The 17,291-nt window shown below is 44.6% G+C and carries 15 protein-coding genes; 12 read left to right on the top strand and 3 right to left on the bottom strand.

The genetic code is table 11. The features are described from left to right. Positions 1-30: 30 nt before the first annotated feature. Complete coding sequence (locus KQI39_RS09090; protein WP_216417935.1) at positions 31-1,407, top strand: radical SAM protein; 1,377 nt, start codon at positions 31-33, stop codon at positions 1,405-1,407. Between the two features lie 206 nt (positions 1,408-1,613). Beyond that, the gene (locus tag KQI39_RS09085) at positions 1,614-3,062 is read left to right on the top strand and encodes a uracil-xanthine permease family protein (RefSeq protein WP_216417933.1); all 1,449 of its coding nucleotides are present in this window, start codon (positions 1,614-1,616) and stop codon (positions 3,060-3,062) included. Between the two features lie 377 nt (positions 3,063-3,439). Here KQI39_RS09085 and KQI39_RS09080 read toward each other — a convergent pair whose 3' ends face one another. Further along, the gene (locus tag KQI39_RS09080) at positions 3,440-4,162 is read right to left on the bottom strand and encodes a GntR family transcriptional regulator (RefSeq protein ID WP_216417931.1); all 723 of its coding nucleotides are present in this window, start codon (positions 4,160-4,162) and stop codon (positions 3,440-3,442) included. A gap of 314 nt (positions 4,163-4,476) precedes the next feature. On the opposite strand from KQI39_RS09080, the gene KQI39_RS09075 reads away from it, so the two are divergent. From KQI39_RS09075 to KQI39_RS09050, 7 genes are all read left to right on the top strand, one after another. Further along, the gene (locus tag KQI39_RS09075; protein ID WP_216417929.1) at positions 4,477-5,445 is read left to right on the top strand and encodes an SIS domain-containing protein; all 969 of its coding nucleotides are present in this window, start codon (positions 4,477-4,479) and stop codon (positions 5,443-5,445) included. 37 nt (positions 5,446-5,482) lie between these two features. Then, the gene (locus KQI39_RS17360; RefSeq protein WP_253293130.1) at positions 5,483-5,713 is read left to right on the top strand and encodes a hypothetical protein; all 231 of its coding nucleotides are present in this window, start codon (positions 5,483-5,485) and stop codon (positions 5,711-5,713) included. Beyond that, a complete protein-coding gene (locus KQI39_RS17355; protein WP_330654024.1) occupies positions 5,714-6,340 on the top strand; it encodes a PfkB family carbohydrate kinase in 627 nt (208 codons plus the stop codon). A gap of 15 nt (positions 6,341-6,355) precedes the next feature. After that, the gene (locus KQI39_RS09065) at positions 6,356-7,858 is read left to right on the top strand and encodes an ABC transporter permease subunit (RefSeq protein WP_216417928.1); all 1,503 of its coding nucleotides are present in this window, start codon (positions 6,356-6,358) and stop codon (positions 7,856-7,858) included. Continuing rightward, complete coding sequence (locus KQI39_RS09060; protein ID WP_148446260.1) at positions 7,851-8,573, top strand: amino acid ABC transporter ATP-binding protein; 723 nt, start codon at positions 7,851-7,853, stop codon at positions 8,571-8,573. Before KQI39_RS09065 ends, KQI39_RS09060 begins: the two co-directional genes overlap by 8 nt. 298 nt (positions 8,574-8,871) lie before the next feature. Then, positions 8,872-9,771, top strand: a complete 900-nt coding sequence (locus KQI39_RS09055; RefSeq protein WP_161285678.1) for a hypothetical protein — start codon at positions 8,872-8,874, stop codon at positions 9,769-9,771. Between the two features lie 87 nt (positions 9,772-9,858). Then, entirely contained in the window at positions 9,859-10,263 is a 405-nt protein-coding gene (locus KQI39_RS09050) for a hypothetical protein (RefSeq protein ID WP_117849435.1), read from the top strand. A 109-nt stretch (positions 10,264-10,372) separates the two neighbouring features. Here the strand turns inward: KQI39_RS09050 and KQI39_RS09045 are convergent, their stop codons facing one another. Next, positions 10,373-10,561, bottom strand: a complete 189-nt coding sequence (locus KQI39_RS09045) for a hypothetical protein (RefSeq protein WP_110103587.1) — start codon at positions 10,559-10,561, stop codon at positions 10,373-10,375. Positions 10,562-11,187: 626 nt separating this feature from the next. Between KQI39_RS09045 and pflB the strand changes: the two genes are divergently transcribed. The 3 genes from pflB (at position 11,188) to KQI39_RS09030 (ending at position 16,469) form a co-directional block, all read left to right on the top strand. Further along, positions 11,188-13,449 carry a formate C-acetyltransferase gene (gene pflB, locus KQI39_RS09040; RefSeq protein WP_253293128.1) on the top strand — a complete coding sequence of 754 codons (2,262 nt, stop codon included), beginning with the start codon at positions 11,188-11,190 and terminating at the stop codon, positions 13,447-13,449. 8 nt (positions 13,450-13,457) lie between these two features. Then, positions 13,458-14,207, top strand: a complete 750-nt coding sequence (gene pflA / locus KQI39_RS09035; RefSeq protein ID WP_147603121.1) for a pyruvate formate-lyase-activating protein — start codon at positions 13,458-13,460, stop codon at positions 14,205-14,207. 144 nt (positions 14,208-14,351) lie between these two features. After that, positions 14,352-16,469, top strand: coding sequence for a diguanylate cyclase (locus KQI39_RS09030; protein ID WP_216417924.1), 2,118 nt, complete (start codon positions 14,352-14,354; stop codon positions 16,467-16,469). Positions 16,470-16,496: 27 nt separating this feature from the next. Here the strand turns inward: KQI39_RS09030 and KQI39_RS09025 are convergent, their stop codons facing one another. Continuing rightward, entirely contained in the window at positions 16,497-17,237 is a 741-nt protein-coding gene (locus tag KQI39_RS09025; protein ID WP_147603123.1) for a lysophospholipid acyltransferase family protein, read from the bottom strand. Positions 17,238-17,291: the final 54 nt, after the last annotated feature.

The following is a 17,291-nucleotide window of genomic DNA, read 5'->3' as shown; positions in this document are numbered from 1 at the left end:
CTTTAGATAATAACACAGGAGGAAATAATTATGGGAATCGTAGACAAAGCAAAACAGGCAGCGATCGCAGCTACCGTAACAAAAGCACTGGATTATCTTGAGAAGGATCCGGAGACAAATATACCGAAGATCATGGAAATGGTTGATAAAGTAACACCGGATGGCTGGTATGCAGGACAGAGAAACGCCATCCGTCATTCCATCGAGGCAAAGGACAACTGGTATCAGCTGATCCTTCGTATGTATCAGCTGGATGCGGGAGTACGCCAGACATTCTTCCGTAACTTTATTGTAAATGCCAGCCTTAAGGGAAGCGCAACACAGGAAAAAGTATCCGAAGAGAATGACTGCAATGTACCGTGGGCAATCCTTCTTGATCCTACCAGCGCATGTAACCTTCACTGCACAGGATGCTGGGCAGCAGAGTATGGCCACAAGCTGAACCTGGATCTTGAGACTATCGATTCTATCGTAAAACAGGGTAAAGAATTGGGAACCTATATGTACATCTATACAGGCGGTGAGCCACTGGTCCGCAAAAAGGATCTCATTAAGATCTGTGAGATGAATCCGGACTGCGAGTTCCTTTCCTTCACAAACGGAACTCTTATTGACGAAGAATTCTGTCAGGAAATGCTCCGTGTGAAAAACTTTGTTCCGGCTATCAGCCTTGAGGGAACAGAGGCAACTACAGACGGACGACGTGGAGATGGCGTATACCAGAAGGTTATGCATGCCATGGAGCTTCTTAAGAGCCACGGACTTCCGTTCGGTGTTTCCACATGCTACACATCTGCAAACGTAGATGCAGTAAGCAGCGAGGAGTACTTCGATCATCTGATCGAGTGCGGAGCTTATTTTGCATGGTTCTTCCATTACATGCCAGTTGGAAATGATGCGGCAGCAGATCTTCTTCCGACACCGGAGCAGAGAATCAAAATGTACGACAGCGTACGTAAATTCCGTGCCACAAAATCTCTCTTCACTATGGACTTCCAGAATGATGCAGAGTATGTAGGCGGATGTATCGCAGGTGGCCGCCGTTACCTTCATATCAATGCAAACGGAGATGTGGATCCTTGTGTATTCATTCATTTCTCCAATGCGAACATTAAAGAATGTACACTCCTTGAGGCGCTGAAGAGCCCGATCTTTATGGAGTATCACAAGGGACAGCCGTTCAACAAGAACATGCTTCGTCCATGTCCTATGCTTGAGAATCCGGAGCTTCTCCGCAAGATGGTTGAACGTGCAGGAGCGAAATCTACAGATCTTCAGTCTCCGGAAACAGCTGAGCATCTCTGTGCAAAGTGTGATCACTATGCAGAGGTATGGAAGAAACAGGCAGATGAGCTCTGGAGTGAGAGCCAGGCGAAAAAAGCTGCAAAAAAATCAACAACTTGTTAATTAACACTTGATATAGATGGTGGGATACTGTATAATGAACCCGTTTTTCAGGAGTCTGAAATAACAGTTCAGATAAGAGTGTCGAAACAGAAGAGACACGATACGTGTACTGACAGATAACAGGGCGGTTATATTCAGCAGTGGGTATAACTGCCTTCTTTTTTATGTTATCGTCAGGACATAGGGAAAGAAAGGATGGATTCATTATGGAAAAACAGGAGAAAAACATAGCCAGCCCTTATGAGCTGGACGGACGCCCACCTCTTAAGGTGGCAATTCCCCTTGGACTGCAGCACGTGCTTGCCATGTTTGTGGGTAATCTTACCCCGCTTCTGATCATTACGGCAGCCTGCGGGATCGAAGCAGGAGGGGATCTTCAGGTTGCATTACTTCAGAATGCAATGCTGATCGCAGGAATTGTTACACTTGTACAGGTCTTTACGATCGGACCGGTCGGTGGCAAGCTTCCTATCGTTATGGGAACAAGTTCAGGCTTCATCGGCGTATGTCAGAGTGTTGCCGGAGTTATGGGAAATGGTGTCGTAGCCTACGGCGCGATCATGGCAGCATGTTTTATCGGCGGTCTTTTTGAGACGGTTCTGGGAAGCTTTCTGAAACCTTTGAGAAAATTTTTCCCGTCTGTTGTAACCGGTACCGTTGTACTTTCAATTGGTCTTTCACTGATCGGTGTGGGAATCAGCTCCTTTGGAGGCGGAAGCTCCGCAAAGGATTACGGTTCTCTGGAAAACCTTTTCGTAGGTTTTGTGGTTCTGATCGTGATCATTGCGCTGAAACATGGTACAAAAGGATTTACAAGCTTTTCTTCAATCCTCATCGGTATTATTGTGGGATATATTCTGGTAAGTATCATGGCTGTGGTACTTCCCACAACATTTACATATGTAGATGACACAGGTGCTACTGTGGAGGCTACAAAGGCCTGGGTCCTGAACTGGGATAAAGTTGCTCAGGCGAAATGGTTTGCAGTACCGGCACTTATGCCTGTGAAATGGGTATTTGACGCACGTGCGATCGTGCCGATCCTCATTATGTTTATTGTAACTGCAGTGGAAACTGTCGGTGATATTTCCGGAATCACAGAGGGTGGTCTTGGAAGAGAGGCTACCGATAAAGAGCTTTCCGGTGGTGTTATGTGTGACGGTCTTGGTTCTTCCTTTGCGGCACTGTTCGGTGTACTGCCGAATACTTCATTCAGCCAGAACGTTGGTCTGGTTGCCATGAATAAGGTTGTAAACCGTTTCTGTATCGCTACAGGAGGAATCTTCCTGATCGCCTGCGGATTATTCCCGAAACTTGCGGCGCTGATCTCTATCATGCCGCAGAGTGTTCTGGGCGGCGCTGCTGTTATGATGTTCTCATCGATCGTTGTCAGTGGTATCCAGCTGATCACCAAATGGCCGGTTGGACCGAGAAATGTTACCATCGTTTCTGTTGCGCTGGGTCTTGGTTATGGACTTGGTTCCAATACAGCGATCCTTGCACATCTGCCGCAGGCCATCAGCCTGATCTTCGGCGGTTCCGGTATTGTTCCGGCGGCGGTGTTTGCGATTATCTTGAACATCGTTCTTCCTAAGGATGAGAAGACGGATGTTGAGAGAGCTGAGGAGATGCTTGAAAAAGTTAAAAATAAATAAAAGGGATTTTTCTTTTTTAGAGACTGTTGGACGTATTGACGTTCGATGGTCTCTTTTTATGTGGGAATTTGTTTTTTATGATTTTTTTGATAAAGGTTCTGCCTTTTGGAAGGCGGTAATTTGCGAGAAGGGGAAGCACTCGGAGTTAGCGAAGGCCGTCTCCCCTTCTCGCGCTCTTCCCCTCCTGGCCACGCAGTTGTTCAGCGTTGTGGTGGGCGTAAATGCACTGACGGGATGTGGGATTCGGGGGTGTTGGGGATGGGAGGTTGTGTCTATTGGTGGTTGTGGACGGGAAGGAGGCCCACTTGCGGGCCTGTTCCCTGAGAGTGGTGGGCGAAATGTGTTGATGGTGGGGCCAGGTTGTGCTGCTCATTTTGTCAGAAAGATATTGTATAGCGTGAGCCGGCAATGTATTCCCGGCTGATGTATAGGGGAGCTCCGTCCGGACTTTGCATATAGGAATCCAGGATCATCACAGGGTCCCCCGGTGCAAGGCTTAAAGTCTGGGCCATGTCTGCGGATGCGGTAGTGACTGAAACGGTGCTTCTGCTGGAATCAGCGATGGAATAGCTGTAAGCAGATTTCAGATATTCAAAAAAAGATCCGTTTTCCACAGCCTTGGGATCAAAATCCGGAAAGAGCCGGACTGGCAGCCAGGTGTGCACATCGATAATGGGAATTCCGTCAGCCAGGAGAAGCCTTTCCAGGAAGAAAACTTCTTCATCAGGAGCGAGCTGGAGGAAATCAGAGGTCAGACTGTCTGAAGACTTCCTGCAGAAAGCCAGTACATGGGAACCGGGAACACGACCGCTTTGACGGCAGGATTCAGAAAAACTCATATTTTTCTGAGATTCAAATTTCCGGAAGATCATAGGGGATTTTACGAAAGTTCCTTTTCCCTGATGCTTGACAAGATATCCCTGGGTACAAAGTTCCTCTACAGTACGCCGCACTGTGATTCTGCTGACCTGGTAAAGCTCAGCCAGTTCCGGCTCTGTGGGGATTTTCTCTCCAGGCTTATATGTGCCATTTTTTAACTGGCCGGTAATAATATCCATAAGCTGCTTGTAAAGCGGCTGGATTGAATTTTTATTTAACATGAAAATGTCCTTTCTGATGTATTCATAACCAGTATTTTACTATAGTATAACTGGGTTTGTCCAGCAGGATGAAGAGCATAGCGGGGTATGCTGCCGGTCACAGAGTGAACAGTAACAATGTATAGGGATGAATAATTACTCATAAATAATGAATACACTCTTTACTATAACGTTATAATATGTTATATTCTTTAAAAAGGTAAACCGTAAAAGCAAAAGAGGAAAAAACAAAGCCGGAAAATCTTTCAGATCCTGAATTTTCAAAGGATTTTTAGGATTTTCAGATGGAACATCTCAAAACAGGAGGATAAAAAATGGACGCAGTAAAAATTGCAAATAAGATCAGCAAAGAGCATGGAACGATCAAAAACGTGTATTTTCTTGCATGCGGAGGCTCTCTGGTAGATTTATATTCGGGATATTATTTCCTGCGTGCGGAATCAGCAGTGATGGATGCACAGTGGATCCCGGCAAGGGAGTTTGCCCTGACACCGCCCAGGAAGCTTGGAAAAGACAGCCTTCTGGTCATCTGCTCACACAGCGGAAAAACAAAGGAATGTCTGGAAGCCGCAAAAGCGGGAATGGAAGCAGGCGCAGCCGTTGTGACCATGACACATGCACCGGGATCTGCCTGCGATACCGATGAGTGGATTTCCATTGTATACGACTGGGCACCGGGAGTAAAAGAGGCAGAGAAGCCACAGGGAATCGTTCTCCGTCTTCTTAATGAACTTATGAAGATACAGGAGCCGGGTTATGGGCTCTATGACAAGATTGCGGAAGGTTTTGACAAGATCGATGAGATCATTGCAGAAGCAGTTAAAGATCAGCAGAATGCAGCATGGCTTTTTGCAGAAAAATACTCTGAGGAACCGAATCTTTATATCATGGCATCCGGAGCATCCTATTCTCAGGCATACGGTTTTGCCATCTGCTCTCTTCAGGAAATGCAGTGGATGGACTGCGGATATCTGAACAGCGCAGAATATTTCCACGGACCCTTTGAGGTGACAGACGAGGATCATCTGTACATTCTGATGATGAGTCGCGGAAGAAATCGTATGATGGATGAGCGAGTTCTGACTTTTCTTGAGAAATATGGAAAAAAATACGAAGTGATCGATGCAGATAAACTTGGCATGGCAGCGATCGATGACAGCTGCGTGGAATATTTTACACCAATGCTCTTCTACACCATGACAACGGTTTACCGTACTGCGCTGCAGGATAAACGCCGCCATCCGCTGGATATGAGAAGATATATGGGAGTTGTGGAATATTAAGAATGTTGCAGTGCCTCGGCACAGAGAAAGGGGAAAAATGAGCAGATACAGTGCAAAACTCCTTGGTTTTGGAGACAATGTTGTGGATATCTATGATCATCTGAAAACCATGTATCCAGGTGGAAACTGTGTAAATGTCAGTGTCTACGGAAAAATGGCCGGTTGTGAAAAAACAGCATATATGGGATATTTCGGAGATGATGACAGAGCAGAGCTGATCATGGATACACTGGGAAAAATCGGCGTGGAAACGGTAAAGTGTAAATAGCTGCACGGCGAGAATGGCTATTCCAGGATCACGTTAAAAGACGGAGACCGTCAGTTCCTGGATTTTAATGAAGGCGGCATCCGCGGAAAAACACCATATGTTCTGGATCGGTTTGACCTGGAATACATGAAAGGTTTTGACGTGGTACACAGTGGAAATTATTCTTTTACAGAGAATGAACTCCACAAGATCAAAGAGGCCGGAATCCCGGTTTCCTTCGATTTTTCGGATGATTCCACAGAAGAGTATTATGAAAAAACAGCACCGGATGTTACCTATGCGTTCTGTTCTTTTGATGGAACCGATGAGGAAGCAGAAGCCCATCTGAAAAAAATCATCTCCATGGGTCCGGAACTTGCCATGGCTTCCAGAGGTGCAAAAGGATGTATCCTTTATGATGGTGAGAAGTTTTTTGCCCAGGCGGCAGCTCCGCTTGCAGAAGTAAAAGACACTCTCGGTGCAGGAGATTCCCTTATTGCTTCTTTTCTTACCGGATATATCGGAAAAACCAAAGCCGGCGTGGACAGGGAAACAGCGATCCGTGAAAGCCTTGCGGAAGCAGCTGCTTTTGCGGCAGGGATCTGCGGTATGGAAGGTGCTTTCGGATACGGAAAAAAATATGAATAACAGGAGGGGAAAACAATGAGACGCTATGGAAAAAGCAGAGCGCTTATCTGTTTTGTAATGTGCATGATCATGGCTCTGCCGGTATATTTCAGCAGTGCGGTGGCAGTAAAAGCAGCAGAGCAGCAGACCATCATTGTGGGAACAAATGCAGAGTATTCACCGTTTGAATACCTGGATGATGATGGAAATATCACAGGATTTGACTACGATCTTCTGGAGGCCATCGCCAAAGAAGAAAATGTAAAGCTGGTATGGAAGGACATGCCTTTTGATTCACTGATGGGTTCCATGGAAGTCGGAGACGTGCAGGTGATCGCTGCCGGAATCGGACCTACAGAGGATCGAAAAAAGAGCGTGGATTTTTCCGATGTTTATTACACCGGTACCCAGTGCATCATCAGCCGTAAGGATAATCCGATCAAAGATTTTGAGGAGATGTCCGGAAAAACTGTTGCAGTTCTGGAAGGTGCCCAGAGCGATATGATCGCATCCGGTGAGACAACGGATTATGGCGAAGTAAAAGATGCAAAAGTGAAACGATTTAAAAACGCCTCCAGTGCAGTAATGGAGCTGAAAAACGGCGGTGCAGATGCAGTCCTGATCGATAATATCATGGCTGAGATCTACTGCAAACAGAATTCGGATCTGCAGTATGAATCTGTGCCAAGTACAGCAGAGGACACTGTTTTCTGTATTGAAAAAGGAAACACAGAGCTTGTTCAGATCATCAATGACGGACTTGCAAAGGTTAAAAAGTCCGGTGTTTATGATGATCTTTACCAGCAGTATTTCGTAGATACGGTAGAAAGCAGTGAGGATGTGACTGATGTAGCTGCAACCGATGGCTTCCTGGGACTTTTAAGCTTTATTTTCCTTCAGGATAATCGCTGGAAATTTTATATCAACGGTCTTGGAATTACACTGATCGTTTCCCTTCTGTCTGTGATCGTAGGTATTCTGATCGGTCTTGTGGTGGCTCTGGTACGTCTTGGAGCTGCGAAAAAAGGCAGAAGAACCATTCTTTCTACGATCGCGGATATTTATGTTGACGTGATCCGGGGAACACCGTCCGTTCTTCAGCTGATGATCATTTATTTTGCAGTATTCCACAGCCGCCTGGGATATGTGGCAGCAGTGGTCAGCTTCGGTATCAACAGTGGTGCGTATGTTTCCGAGGTTATCCGCGGAGGTATTTTATCTGTAGATAAAGGTCAGAGCGAAGCAGGCCGTTCTCTTGGCCTGGGATATAAAGATACTATGCGTTTTATTATCATTCCGCAGGCAGTAAAAACAATCCTTCCGGCAATGGGTAATGAGTTTATCCAGCTGATCAAAGAGACGTCTATTCTTGGTTATGTGGGGATCATGGATCTGACAAAAGCGGCAAGCTATGTTTCTTCCCGTACCTATCAGATGTTCATTCCGCTGATCGTTGCAGGTATCATGTATTACCTGATCGTGAAGTGTCTGAGCATTCTTCTGAGGAGATTTGAAAGGAGACTGAGAGAAAGTGATTGATGTTAAAAATCTGAAAAAGTCCTTCGGGGATGTACATGTATTAAAAGGAATCACAACTCATGTAAATAAAGGTGAGTGTATCTGTATCATCGGTCCGTCCGGCTCCGGAAAATCTACGTTTCTGCGCTGCCTGAATCTTCTGGAAAAACCGGAGGAAGGCGAGATCACCGTAAACGGACAGCAGATTCTGGATCCAAAGCTGGATGTAGATAAATTCAGGGAAAATGTGGGAATGGTTTTTCAGCATTTTAACCTGTTTCCAAATATGACAGTACTGAAAAATATCACTCTTGCACCGGTACGCCTTGGCAAATGGAATGCGGCAGAGGCGGACCAGAAAGCAAGGGCTCTTCTGAAAAGAGTCGGCCTTGAAGAAAAAGCAGATGTCCATCCCGGGAAGCTTTCCGGCGGACAGAAGCAGAGGGTTGCCATCGCAAGAGCCCTGGCAATGAATCCGCAGGTGCTGCTGTTCGATGAACCAACATCAGCCCTTGACCCGGAAATGGTCGGGGAGGTTCTTGAGGTTATGAAAGAGCTTGCAAAAGAAGGCATGACCATGCTGGTTGTTACCCATGAGATGGGATTTGCAAGAGAAGTCAGCGACAGAGTGCTTTTTATGGACGACGGAGTGATCCTTGAAGACAGAAAGCCGAAAGAACTCTTTGGCAATCCAGGGGAGGAACGTACAAAGGAGTTTCTTTCCAAAGTATTGTAATTTAAAAAAATATGATGCGGAGAATACTTTCTCTGAAAAAAGTACCAGTTTCGGGAAAACCGATCCTGGTACTTTTTTTATCTTATCAATATTTTATCATATCGGACAAGCTTATAAAAGCAGAATATCAGGAAGGTAAGTTTTACAAAATATGAATTTGCAGGTATAAAATAAAAATAAATAAAAAAGAAAAAAAGGAAATTATTCCAATAAGAGACGTGATTTTGACAGTTTCTGCAAAATGGATAAGTTAAAGGCGTATAATGAAAGAAAAATATTATGTCAGGAGGAAGAGAAAATGAACTACAAGAAATTGACAGCAGTATTTATGGCATTGGGAATAGCAGCAACGTGTTTTTCCGGATGCGGACTGACAGAGGGGAATGGAGGAACATCTGCTTCGGAACCGACCAAGGCGGCGGCCACAGCAGCACCGAAGGATACAGCTACGCCAACTCCAAAAGCCACAGCAGCACCAAAACCTACGAAAGCAGCTGCGCAGACAGGCTCAGGGTCTCAGTCCGGCAATACAGGAAACACATCTTCAGAAGCGGAAAAAGAAATTACATATATAAACGGAGTTTTAACAGATTCCGATGAGGACAGTGTAACAATCGAGTATGGATCTGACGGGGATTTTAATCAGACAACTTTTGATATCAGTAATGCGGATATTCAGATAGGCGAAAACAAGAAACAGGGGGGACCTTTAGCGGCAAATCTGAATCTTAAAATTGGATATTATGTGGAGAATGGAGATTACATTGCTGTTTCTGTATATGGAGACGGAAGTGAAAGTATGACTCCAAGCTGGGTTTATAATTATGAAATGAAGTCCGTCAGCGGAAATGTAAGATATAACGATGACTCTACCATGACAATAGAGACAGGCTCTGATGGAGATTTCTATGAAATGACTTTTGACATCAGCAGTGCAGAGCTGGATATTCAGGTAGATGAAGTGATCGGAGTCAGTGGTCTTAGAACAAGCCTTAATGTAGATGTAAATTATTATGTGAAAGATGGAGTGAACATTGCTACTTATGTATACAGCGATGGGACAGAATATTTTTCACCCAGTCAGCTGTATAATATGGAACAGAGAAATACCCAGGCAGAAGAGGATACGCAGGAGTATGAAGAATCCGGGGATGCAGATTATATAGACGAGGAAGAGGAAACTTCTGAGGATTATTAACAGGGAGGGCAGAATCAAAGGAAAATCATCATTTACAACAGGGGAAAGAGAAAAATGAGATACAAAAGAATGACAGCATGATTCATAATGCTTGGGATATTGCTGGCAGGTCTTCCGGGATGTGGACAGTCCCCGAATAATAAAGAGACCTCCTCTTCTGAGAGCAGTGCTGCCGACGAACCAGAATCGGAAATCATATATATAAACGGAGTCCTTACAGAATCTGATGAGGACAGCGTAACGATGGAATATGGTTCGGAAGGCAATTTTACACAGACTACCTTTGATATCAGCAATGCCGATATTCAGATAGGAGAAAGCCGGAAACAAGGCGGACCACTGGCAGCGAATCTGAAACTGGAAATTGGATATTATGTGAAAGACGGAAAGTACATTGCTGTTTCTGTATACGGAGATGGAAGCGAAAGTATGACGCCCAGCTGGATTTATAATCATGAACAGCAGACTATGGAGGGAAAAACAAAGGAATAAAACAGATATTAAAAAGGGGATGTGAAAAAACTCGATTGAGTTTTTTCGCATCTCCCTTTTTGTACCTGTTGTGTATAAATGACTGAAATGTTAGAATTACTTCAGACGCTCAGTAGTTATAAGCCCCCTCATAAGCATTACATCGCTCCTTCCGATGTCCCTGCTCCACACAGGAGCTGCACCGGTCACAAAATTCCTGTTCATAACAGGTAGAACAGACACACCCCTTACAGGCATCCCGGTTATAAGCCGGTGTGCAGGTAAAAGGAAGAGTATCCTTCGTAGTTTCCGTACTCATAAAAATCACGCTCCTTTTTTCTACATTATAGCTCCATCAAAAAAGTGTTTCAATACAAATAATCAGAAAATATAAAAGATATACTTTAAAAGTCAGTTATAGATTAAACCCTACACATCTATTCACCCATTCCACACCCAGGGAACAGGAACGTAAGTGCCACATTCCCGTCCACATCTTCGCTAAAATCGGCATAGTGTTTCATATCCAATACAGCAGAATCCATCTTCTTGTCAGTAAAGAATCACATTCCCACAACGCAGAACAACTGCGTGGCCGGAGGGGAGGAGCGCGAGGAGGGGAAATGGCCTTCGCAACTATGAATGCTTCCCCTCCTCGCAAAAACGCCCGCAGCCAAAGCGTCCCACCCGGAAAGGGAACTCCGCCCACTGCGAAAGTGCGTACGTCAGACGCCCGACAATGTACAATATCTAGTACAATTTTATCATTAATTTTATCAATAATACCATCCCTTGTATATTATAAAAAACATACTTCCAATCTGTTGACTTTAAAATCTGAATCTGGTATCTTATGGTCGTCATGAGAAATGTTATATATTACTAACTGCGCGGGCAGTGAACGAATAATCATCGAAACAGAACAGAGAAAGGATGTGCAACAAATTGGCAAAAGTTAATTTCGAGCAGTGGAACGGATTCAAAGGCGATCGTTGGAAAGAGAAAATCGACGTTCGTAACTTCATCAGCATGAACTACACACCATATGACGGAGACGCTTCTTTCCTGGAAGAGCCGACAGAGGCAACTGATAAACTCTGGGGCAAACTTCAGGAGCTTCAGAAAGAGGAGCGTGCCAAGGGCGGCGTTCTTGATATGGAGACAGAGGTAGTTACAGGTATCACAGCATATGGTCCTGGATACATCGATGAGGAGCTGAAAGATCTTGAGCAGGTTGTAGGTCTTCAGACAGACAAACCTCTGAAACGTGCTTTCATGCCATACGGCGGAATCAAAATGGCAGAGCAGGCATGTGAGACTTATGGATACCATGTAAGCGACAAGATCAAAGATGTTTTCAACAACTATGAGTTCAAAACACACAACCAGGGTGTATTCGATATCTACACACCGGAGATGAAGAGAGCACGTCACAACAAGATCCTTACAGGACTTCCGGATACTTACGGACGTGGACGTATCGTAGGTGACTACAGACGAGTAGCTCTTTACGGAATCGACTTCCTGATCGCCGGTAAAGAGAAAGATTTCGCAGCATGCGACCGTCAGGGTATGAGACGTTATGACTTCCAGCTTCGTGAGGAGATCGCAGATCAGATCCGCGCTCTGAAGAAGATGAAAGAAATGGCTCAGATCTACGGCTTTGATATTTCCCAGCCGGCTAAGAATGCAAAAGAAGCATTCCAGTGGCTGTACTTCGGTTATCTTGCAGCAATCAAGACTCAGAACGGAGCTGCAATGAGTGTTGGACGTATCTCCACATTCCTTGATATCTACATTGAGAGAGACCTTGAGAACGGAACTCTTACAGAGAAAGAGGCACAGGAGCTTGTTGACCACATGGTAATGAAATTCCGTATGGTAAAATTCGCTCGTATCCCGTCTTACAACCAGCTCTTCTCCGGAGACCCGGTATGGGCAACACTGGAAGTAGCAGGTATGGGACAGGATGGACGTTCCATGGTAACAAAGAACGACTTCCGTTTCCTTCATACACTTGAGGACATGGGGCCGGCTCCGGAGCCGAACCTTACTGTTCTCTACTCTTCAAGACTGCCTGAGAACTTCAAGAAATATGCAGCAGACATCTCTGTTACAACAAGTTCCATCCAGTACGAGAACGATGATGTTATGCGTCCGGTATGGGGCGATGACTACAGCATCTGCTGCTGTGTATCTGCTACAGAGACAGGTAAAGAGATGCAGTTCTTCGGCGCTCGTGCAAACCTTGCAAAATGCCTTCTTTACGCGATCAACGGTGGTGTTGATGAGAAGACAAAACAGCAGGTAGGACCTCAGTATCAGCCGATCACTTCCGAGTACCTTAACTATGACGAAGTAATCGCTAAATACGATCAGATGATGGACTGGCTTGCACATCTGTATGTTGGAACACTGAACATGATCCATTACATGCATGATAAATACTACTATGAGGCAGCTGAAATGGCACTCATCGATACAAAGGTTGACCGTTCTTTCGCAACTGGTATCGCCGGATTCTCACATGTAGTAGACTCCCTTTCCGCTATCAAATATGCAAAAGTAAAAGCAATCCGTGACGAGGACGGAATCACAACAGACTTCCAGGTTGAGGGTGACTTCCCACGCTATGGTAACGATGATGACAGAGCAGATGAGATCGCAACAACACTGCTTTCCACATTCCTTGAGAAACTGAAACATATCCATACCTATCGTGATTCCAAGCCAACCACATCCATCCTTACCATCACATCCAACGTTGTTTATGGTAAAGCTACAGGATCTCTTCCGGACGGAAGAAAAGCCGGCGAGCCTCTGGCACCGGGAGCTAACCCGTCTTACGGCGCAGAGCAGAACGGACTTCTTGCTTCCCTGAACTCTGTTGCAAAACTTGACTATGAGGATGCCCTTGACGGAATCTCCAATACTCAGACAATCAACCCGGATGCCCTTGGACATTCTGAGGAAGAGCGTACAGAGAACCTTGTAAATGTATTGGACGGATACTTTGACCGTGGTGCACATCACCTCAATGTAAACGTATTCGGTAAAGAGAAACTTATCGATGCTATGGAGCATCCGGAAAAAGAGGAGTATGCAAACTTCACCATCCGTGTTTCCGGATATGCTGTTAAGTTCATCGACCTTACAAGAGAGCAGCAGCTTGACGTTATCGCAAGAACCTGCCACGAAAGGATGTAATAAAAAATATGGACGACCAGAAAAAAATTACTGGCTACGTCCACTCACTGGAGAGCTTCGGCTCTGTTGACGGACCAGGAGTCCGGTATGTGATTTTTTTGAGCGGCTGTGCCATGCGCTGCCAGTTCTGCCACAATCCGGACACCTGGCAAATGAAAACAGGAACGGAGTACACAGCAGATGAGCTGCTTGAAAAAGCCTGTCGATACCGCTCTTACTGGGGAAGTAAGGGCGGTATTACTGTGAGTGGAGGCGAGCCACTGTTACAGATCGATTTCCTCACTGAACTTTTTAAGAAAGCCAAAAAACAGGGAATCCACACAACGCTTGATACCAGCGGCAATCCTTACACAGAAGAGGGCCCATGGCATGAAAAATGGGAAGAGCTGATGAAATATACAGATCTTGTCATGCTGGATATCAAACATATTGATGAGGAACAGCATAAGATTCTCACAGGATGTACCAACAAAAATATCCTTGCCATGGCGCAGAAACTTTCGGATATGGGTGTATCCATGTGGATTCGTCACGTGCTGGTACCGGAGCGTAATGATCGTGACGATTATCTCCATCGCCTGGCTGATTTCATCGCAACCCTGAAAACTGTTGATAGAGTGGAAGTTCTTCCATATCATACACTTGGAATCTTCAAGTGGGAAAACCTTCATCTTGATTATCCGCTGAAAGGGATTAATCCGCCAACAAAAGAGCGGATTGAAAATGCAGAGAAGATTTTGGGTGCAGGAGCACATTAATGTAAAAACCATATCACATGTCGAAAAATAGACATGGATATGGTTTTTTTGTTATTTCTCACTATACTTTAAAAATAATTAGTGCTATCATGTTAATAAGAAGAAAAATGATTATCAGAGTAACGTATAAAGTGAAGGAAAAAAATGGAGTTAAAGGATATCATGACAATGCAGGAAGTACAGGAAATGAAGAATCAGCTGGAAAAAGTCTTCTCAATTGTGCGCCTGCTGGATGGAGAAACGCTGGAAACCGGAGCGGGGATTGAACCGCCATGTCAGTGCTATTCAGTATGGGGTAAGAGTGAACAGTGTATAAACTGTATTTCCAGAAAAGCACTGAAGGAGAAACGCCAGAAAACAAAAATAGAAATCGTAGACTCCAAAGTTTATCAGGTAATTGCCAGATATCTGAATATTGACGGGAAGCCATACATCATGGAAATGATTAACAACCTGGAAGATGATGATATTATTGATTCGGAAGACCGGGAGAATCTTCTCGCAGAGCTCAGTGGATATGCGGATGAATTGTATAAAGATGCGCTGACAGGTGTTTTTAACCGGAGATATTATGAGGATAAGGTGAAAGAACTGGAAAGTTCGGCCGGAGTGGCGATGGTAGATCTGGATGATTTTAAGCTTTATAATGACACCTATGGACATGATGCAGGTGATAAAGCATTAAAAGCAGTTGTGGAAGTTATTCACCGGCATGTGCGTAAGACAGATAAAGTCGTCCGTTTCGGAGGAGATGAGTTTCTTCTTCTGATTCCGGATATTAATGTGGATAATTTTACCAGAAAACTGAAAGAGATTCAGGAAGAAGTCCATGCAGCCAGAGTTCCCGGATATTCTCAGCTGAAACTGTCAGTAAGTATCGGTGGAGTGCTTTCCACCGGAGAAAAGCTGGGAGAAGCAGTACTTCGTGCAGACAAGTTTATGTATCGTGCAAAACAACGTAAAAATATGGTTGTTATCAGCGAAAATGAGATTGTAGGAAGAAACAGTGCACAGGAAATTTTACTGCAGGATAAAACAAAACTGACCATTCTGATTGTAGATGATTCAGAGATGAACCGCTGCATTCTGTCCGAAATGCTGAAAGAAGATTATGACATTCTGGAAGCGACTAACGGAGAGGAAGCCATTAAACTCCTGAGACAGTATGAAACAGGAATTTCTCTGGTACTTCTTGATCTTGTTATGCCGGTGCTGGACGGATTTGGAGTACTGAGCTATATGAATGAAAGAAACTGGCTTGAGGATATTCCGGTTATCATGATTTCCGGTGAAGATTCCGTTTCCTACGTGAGACGTGCCTTTGATCTGGGAGTTGCGGATTATATCAAAAAGCCATTTGATGCCCAGATTGTATACAAACGTGTTTACAACACCATTACATTATATGCAAAACAGAGAAGACTGCTGGTTCTTGTTACAGATCAGATTTATGAAAAAGAAAAGAACAACCGTATGATGATCAGCATCTTAAGCCAGATTGTAGAATTCAGAAATGGTGAAAGTGGTGCCCATGTTCTGCATATCAATATTATTACAGAACTGATTCTGGAGAGACTGATACAGAAAACGGATCAGTATGATCTGTCCAGCTCCGTAAGAAGAATGATTGTTACAGCGTCTGCGCTTCATGATATCGGAAAGATCGGTATTGATGATAAGATTCTGAATAAGCCGGGCAGACTGACCAAAGAAGAATTTGAGGTGATTAAGACACACAGTGCTATTGGTGCTTCCATGCTGGAGAGCCTGGAATATTATAAAAACGAACCGCTGGTCCGGATTGCCCATGATATCTGCAGATGGCATCACGAACGTTATGATGGAAAAGGCTATCCGGATGGCCTGAAGGGAGAAGAAATCCCGATTTCTGCCCAGGTAGTTGCACTGGCTGATGTATACGATGCGCTGATCAGCGAACGTGTATATAAGAAAGCTTATTCTCATGAGAAAGCTGTTGAGATGATCCTGAATGGAGAGTGCGGTACCTTCAATCCGCTTCTTCTGGAATGCCTGAAAGATATTCAGAGCCGTCTGAAAGGAGAAATGATCTCAATGGCAGAAGAGCGTACGGAGACTGAAGATAAGGGAAGTGCTACCTCAGAATTTGACGGCTACGAAAAAACAAAAGAACAGTTCTTTAAATCCGTGTCTGAAGACATAAAAAAAGAATACATGGATAACGTCCCGACAATTGGGGGGGGGGAACAGACGTTCCTGAAAAATAAAAAAGAATCTGTATAGATCAGAAAAGCTGGTGTGAAACATTGCTCACACCAGCTCTTTGTTTTTGATAAGCATTTCTTTAATAATGCTCTGAGTATACGCACCCAGGTGACGCTGAGTATCCCGGTCAAGCTCAGATGGAATGATCGGTTTGCCATATTCAATTACCACATGTGTAGGAGACATCTTTGGAAAATTGGCTTCCCAGATATTGGCGGAATTGCTGATCGCAACAGGAATGATCGGGCTTTTTGCTCTGGTTGCGATCTTGAAACTACCGTCATGAAATGGCAGCATATCGGTTTCGTCTGCATTTTTGTTTCTGGTTCCTTCCGGGAAAATGCATACGGAAATGCCGGATTTTACGTAATCTGCCGCCTGAAGGATGGTTTTCAGTCCCTGTTTGATGTCTTCTCTGTCAAGGAAGAGGCAGTAGAGGTTACGCATCCAGTTGGAAAGCAGAGGGTAACGTTCCATTTCTTTTTTTGCAACATAACCGGTACGGATCGGGCAGCGGCTGTAGGTCAGCAGAATGTCAAAATAACTTCTGTGGTTTGCCACATAGAGAACGGCCTGATCTTTCGGAACATTTTCTTCACCGATGACGGTGACTTTGGCACCAGTGATCCACAGGATAAATTTAAATATGGCCTGTACCATACGCAGGGAACTGATATCCTTGGTCATTGGAGAGAACTTGCCGATGATCCATTCCACCAGAAGAACCGGGATCGTCAGCACCAGATAAGCGATGACAACGATACAGACAAGTATAAATCGAATCATGTCTTTTGTCCTTTCTATATTTTGATGCAGCTTCGCATCCTGATACCATTATAC

This window comes from Blautia sp. MSJ-36, assembly GCF_018917985.1.
Classification (GTDB): domain Bacteria; phylum Bacillota; class Clostridia; order Lachnospirales; family Lachnospiraceae; genus Blautia_A.
The sequence above is the reverse complement of the archived record's forward strand: the minus strand, read 5'-3'. Positions and strand labels throughout refer to the sequence as shown.

What these genes read in the sequence shown, in the direction of transcription:
- KQI39_RS09025 (WP_147603123.1), bottom strand. Translation starts at nt 17,237, where the DNA reads ATGATTCGATTTATACTTGTCTGTATCGTTGTCATCGCTTATCTGGTG.
- KQI39_RS09065 (WP_216417928.1), top strand. Translation starts at nt 6,356, where the DNA reads ATGAGACGCTATGGAAAAAGCAGAGCGCTTATCTGTTTTGTAATGTGC.
- KQI39_RS09085 (WP_216417933.1), top strand. Translation starts at nt 1,614, where the DNA reads ATGGAAAAACAGGAGAAAAACATAGCCAGCCCTTATGAGCTGGACGGA.
- KQI39_RS09030 (WP_216417924.1), top strand. Translation starts at nt 14,352, where the DNA reads ATGGAGTTAAAGGATATCATGACAATGCAGGAAGTACAGGAAATGAAG.
- KQI39_RS09080 (WP_216417931.1), bottom strand. Translation starts at nt 4,162, where the DNA reads ATGTTAAATAAAAATTCAATCCAGCCGCTTTACAAGCAGCTTATGGAT.
- KQI39_RS09075 (WP_216417929.1), top strand. Translation starts at nt 4,477, where the DNA reads ATGGACGCAGTAAAAATTGCAAATAAGATCAGCAAAGAGCATGGAACG.
- KQI39_RS09055 (WP_161285678.1), top strand. Translation starts at nt 8,872, where the DNA reads ATGAACTACAAGAAATTGACAGCAGTATTTATGGCATTGGGAATAGCA.
- KQI39_RS17360 (WP_253293130.1), top strand. Translation starts at nt 5,483, where the DNA reads ATGAGCAGATACAGTGCAAAACTCCTTGGTTTTGGAGACAATGTTGTG.
- KQI39_RS09050 (WP_117849435.1), top strand. Translation starts at nt 9,859, where the DNA reads ATGCTTGGGATATTGCTGGCAGGTCTTCCGGGATGTGGACAGTCCCCG.
- KQI39_RS09045 (WP_110103587.1), bottom strand. Translation starts at nt 10,561, where the DNA reads ATGAGTACGGAAACTACGAAGGATACTCTTCCTTTTACCTGCACACCG.
- KQI39_RS09090 (WP_216417935.1), top strand. Translation starts at nt 31, where the DNA reads ATGGGAATCGTAGACAAAGCAAAACAGGCAGCGATCGCAGCTACCGTA.
- pflA (WP_147603121.1), top strand. Translation starts at nt 13,458, where the DNA reads ATGGACGACCAGAAAAAAATTACTGGCTACGTCCACTCACTGGAGAGC.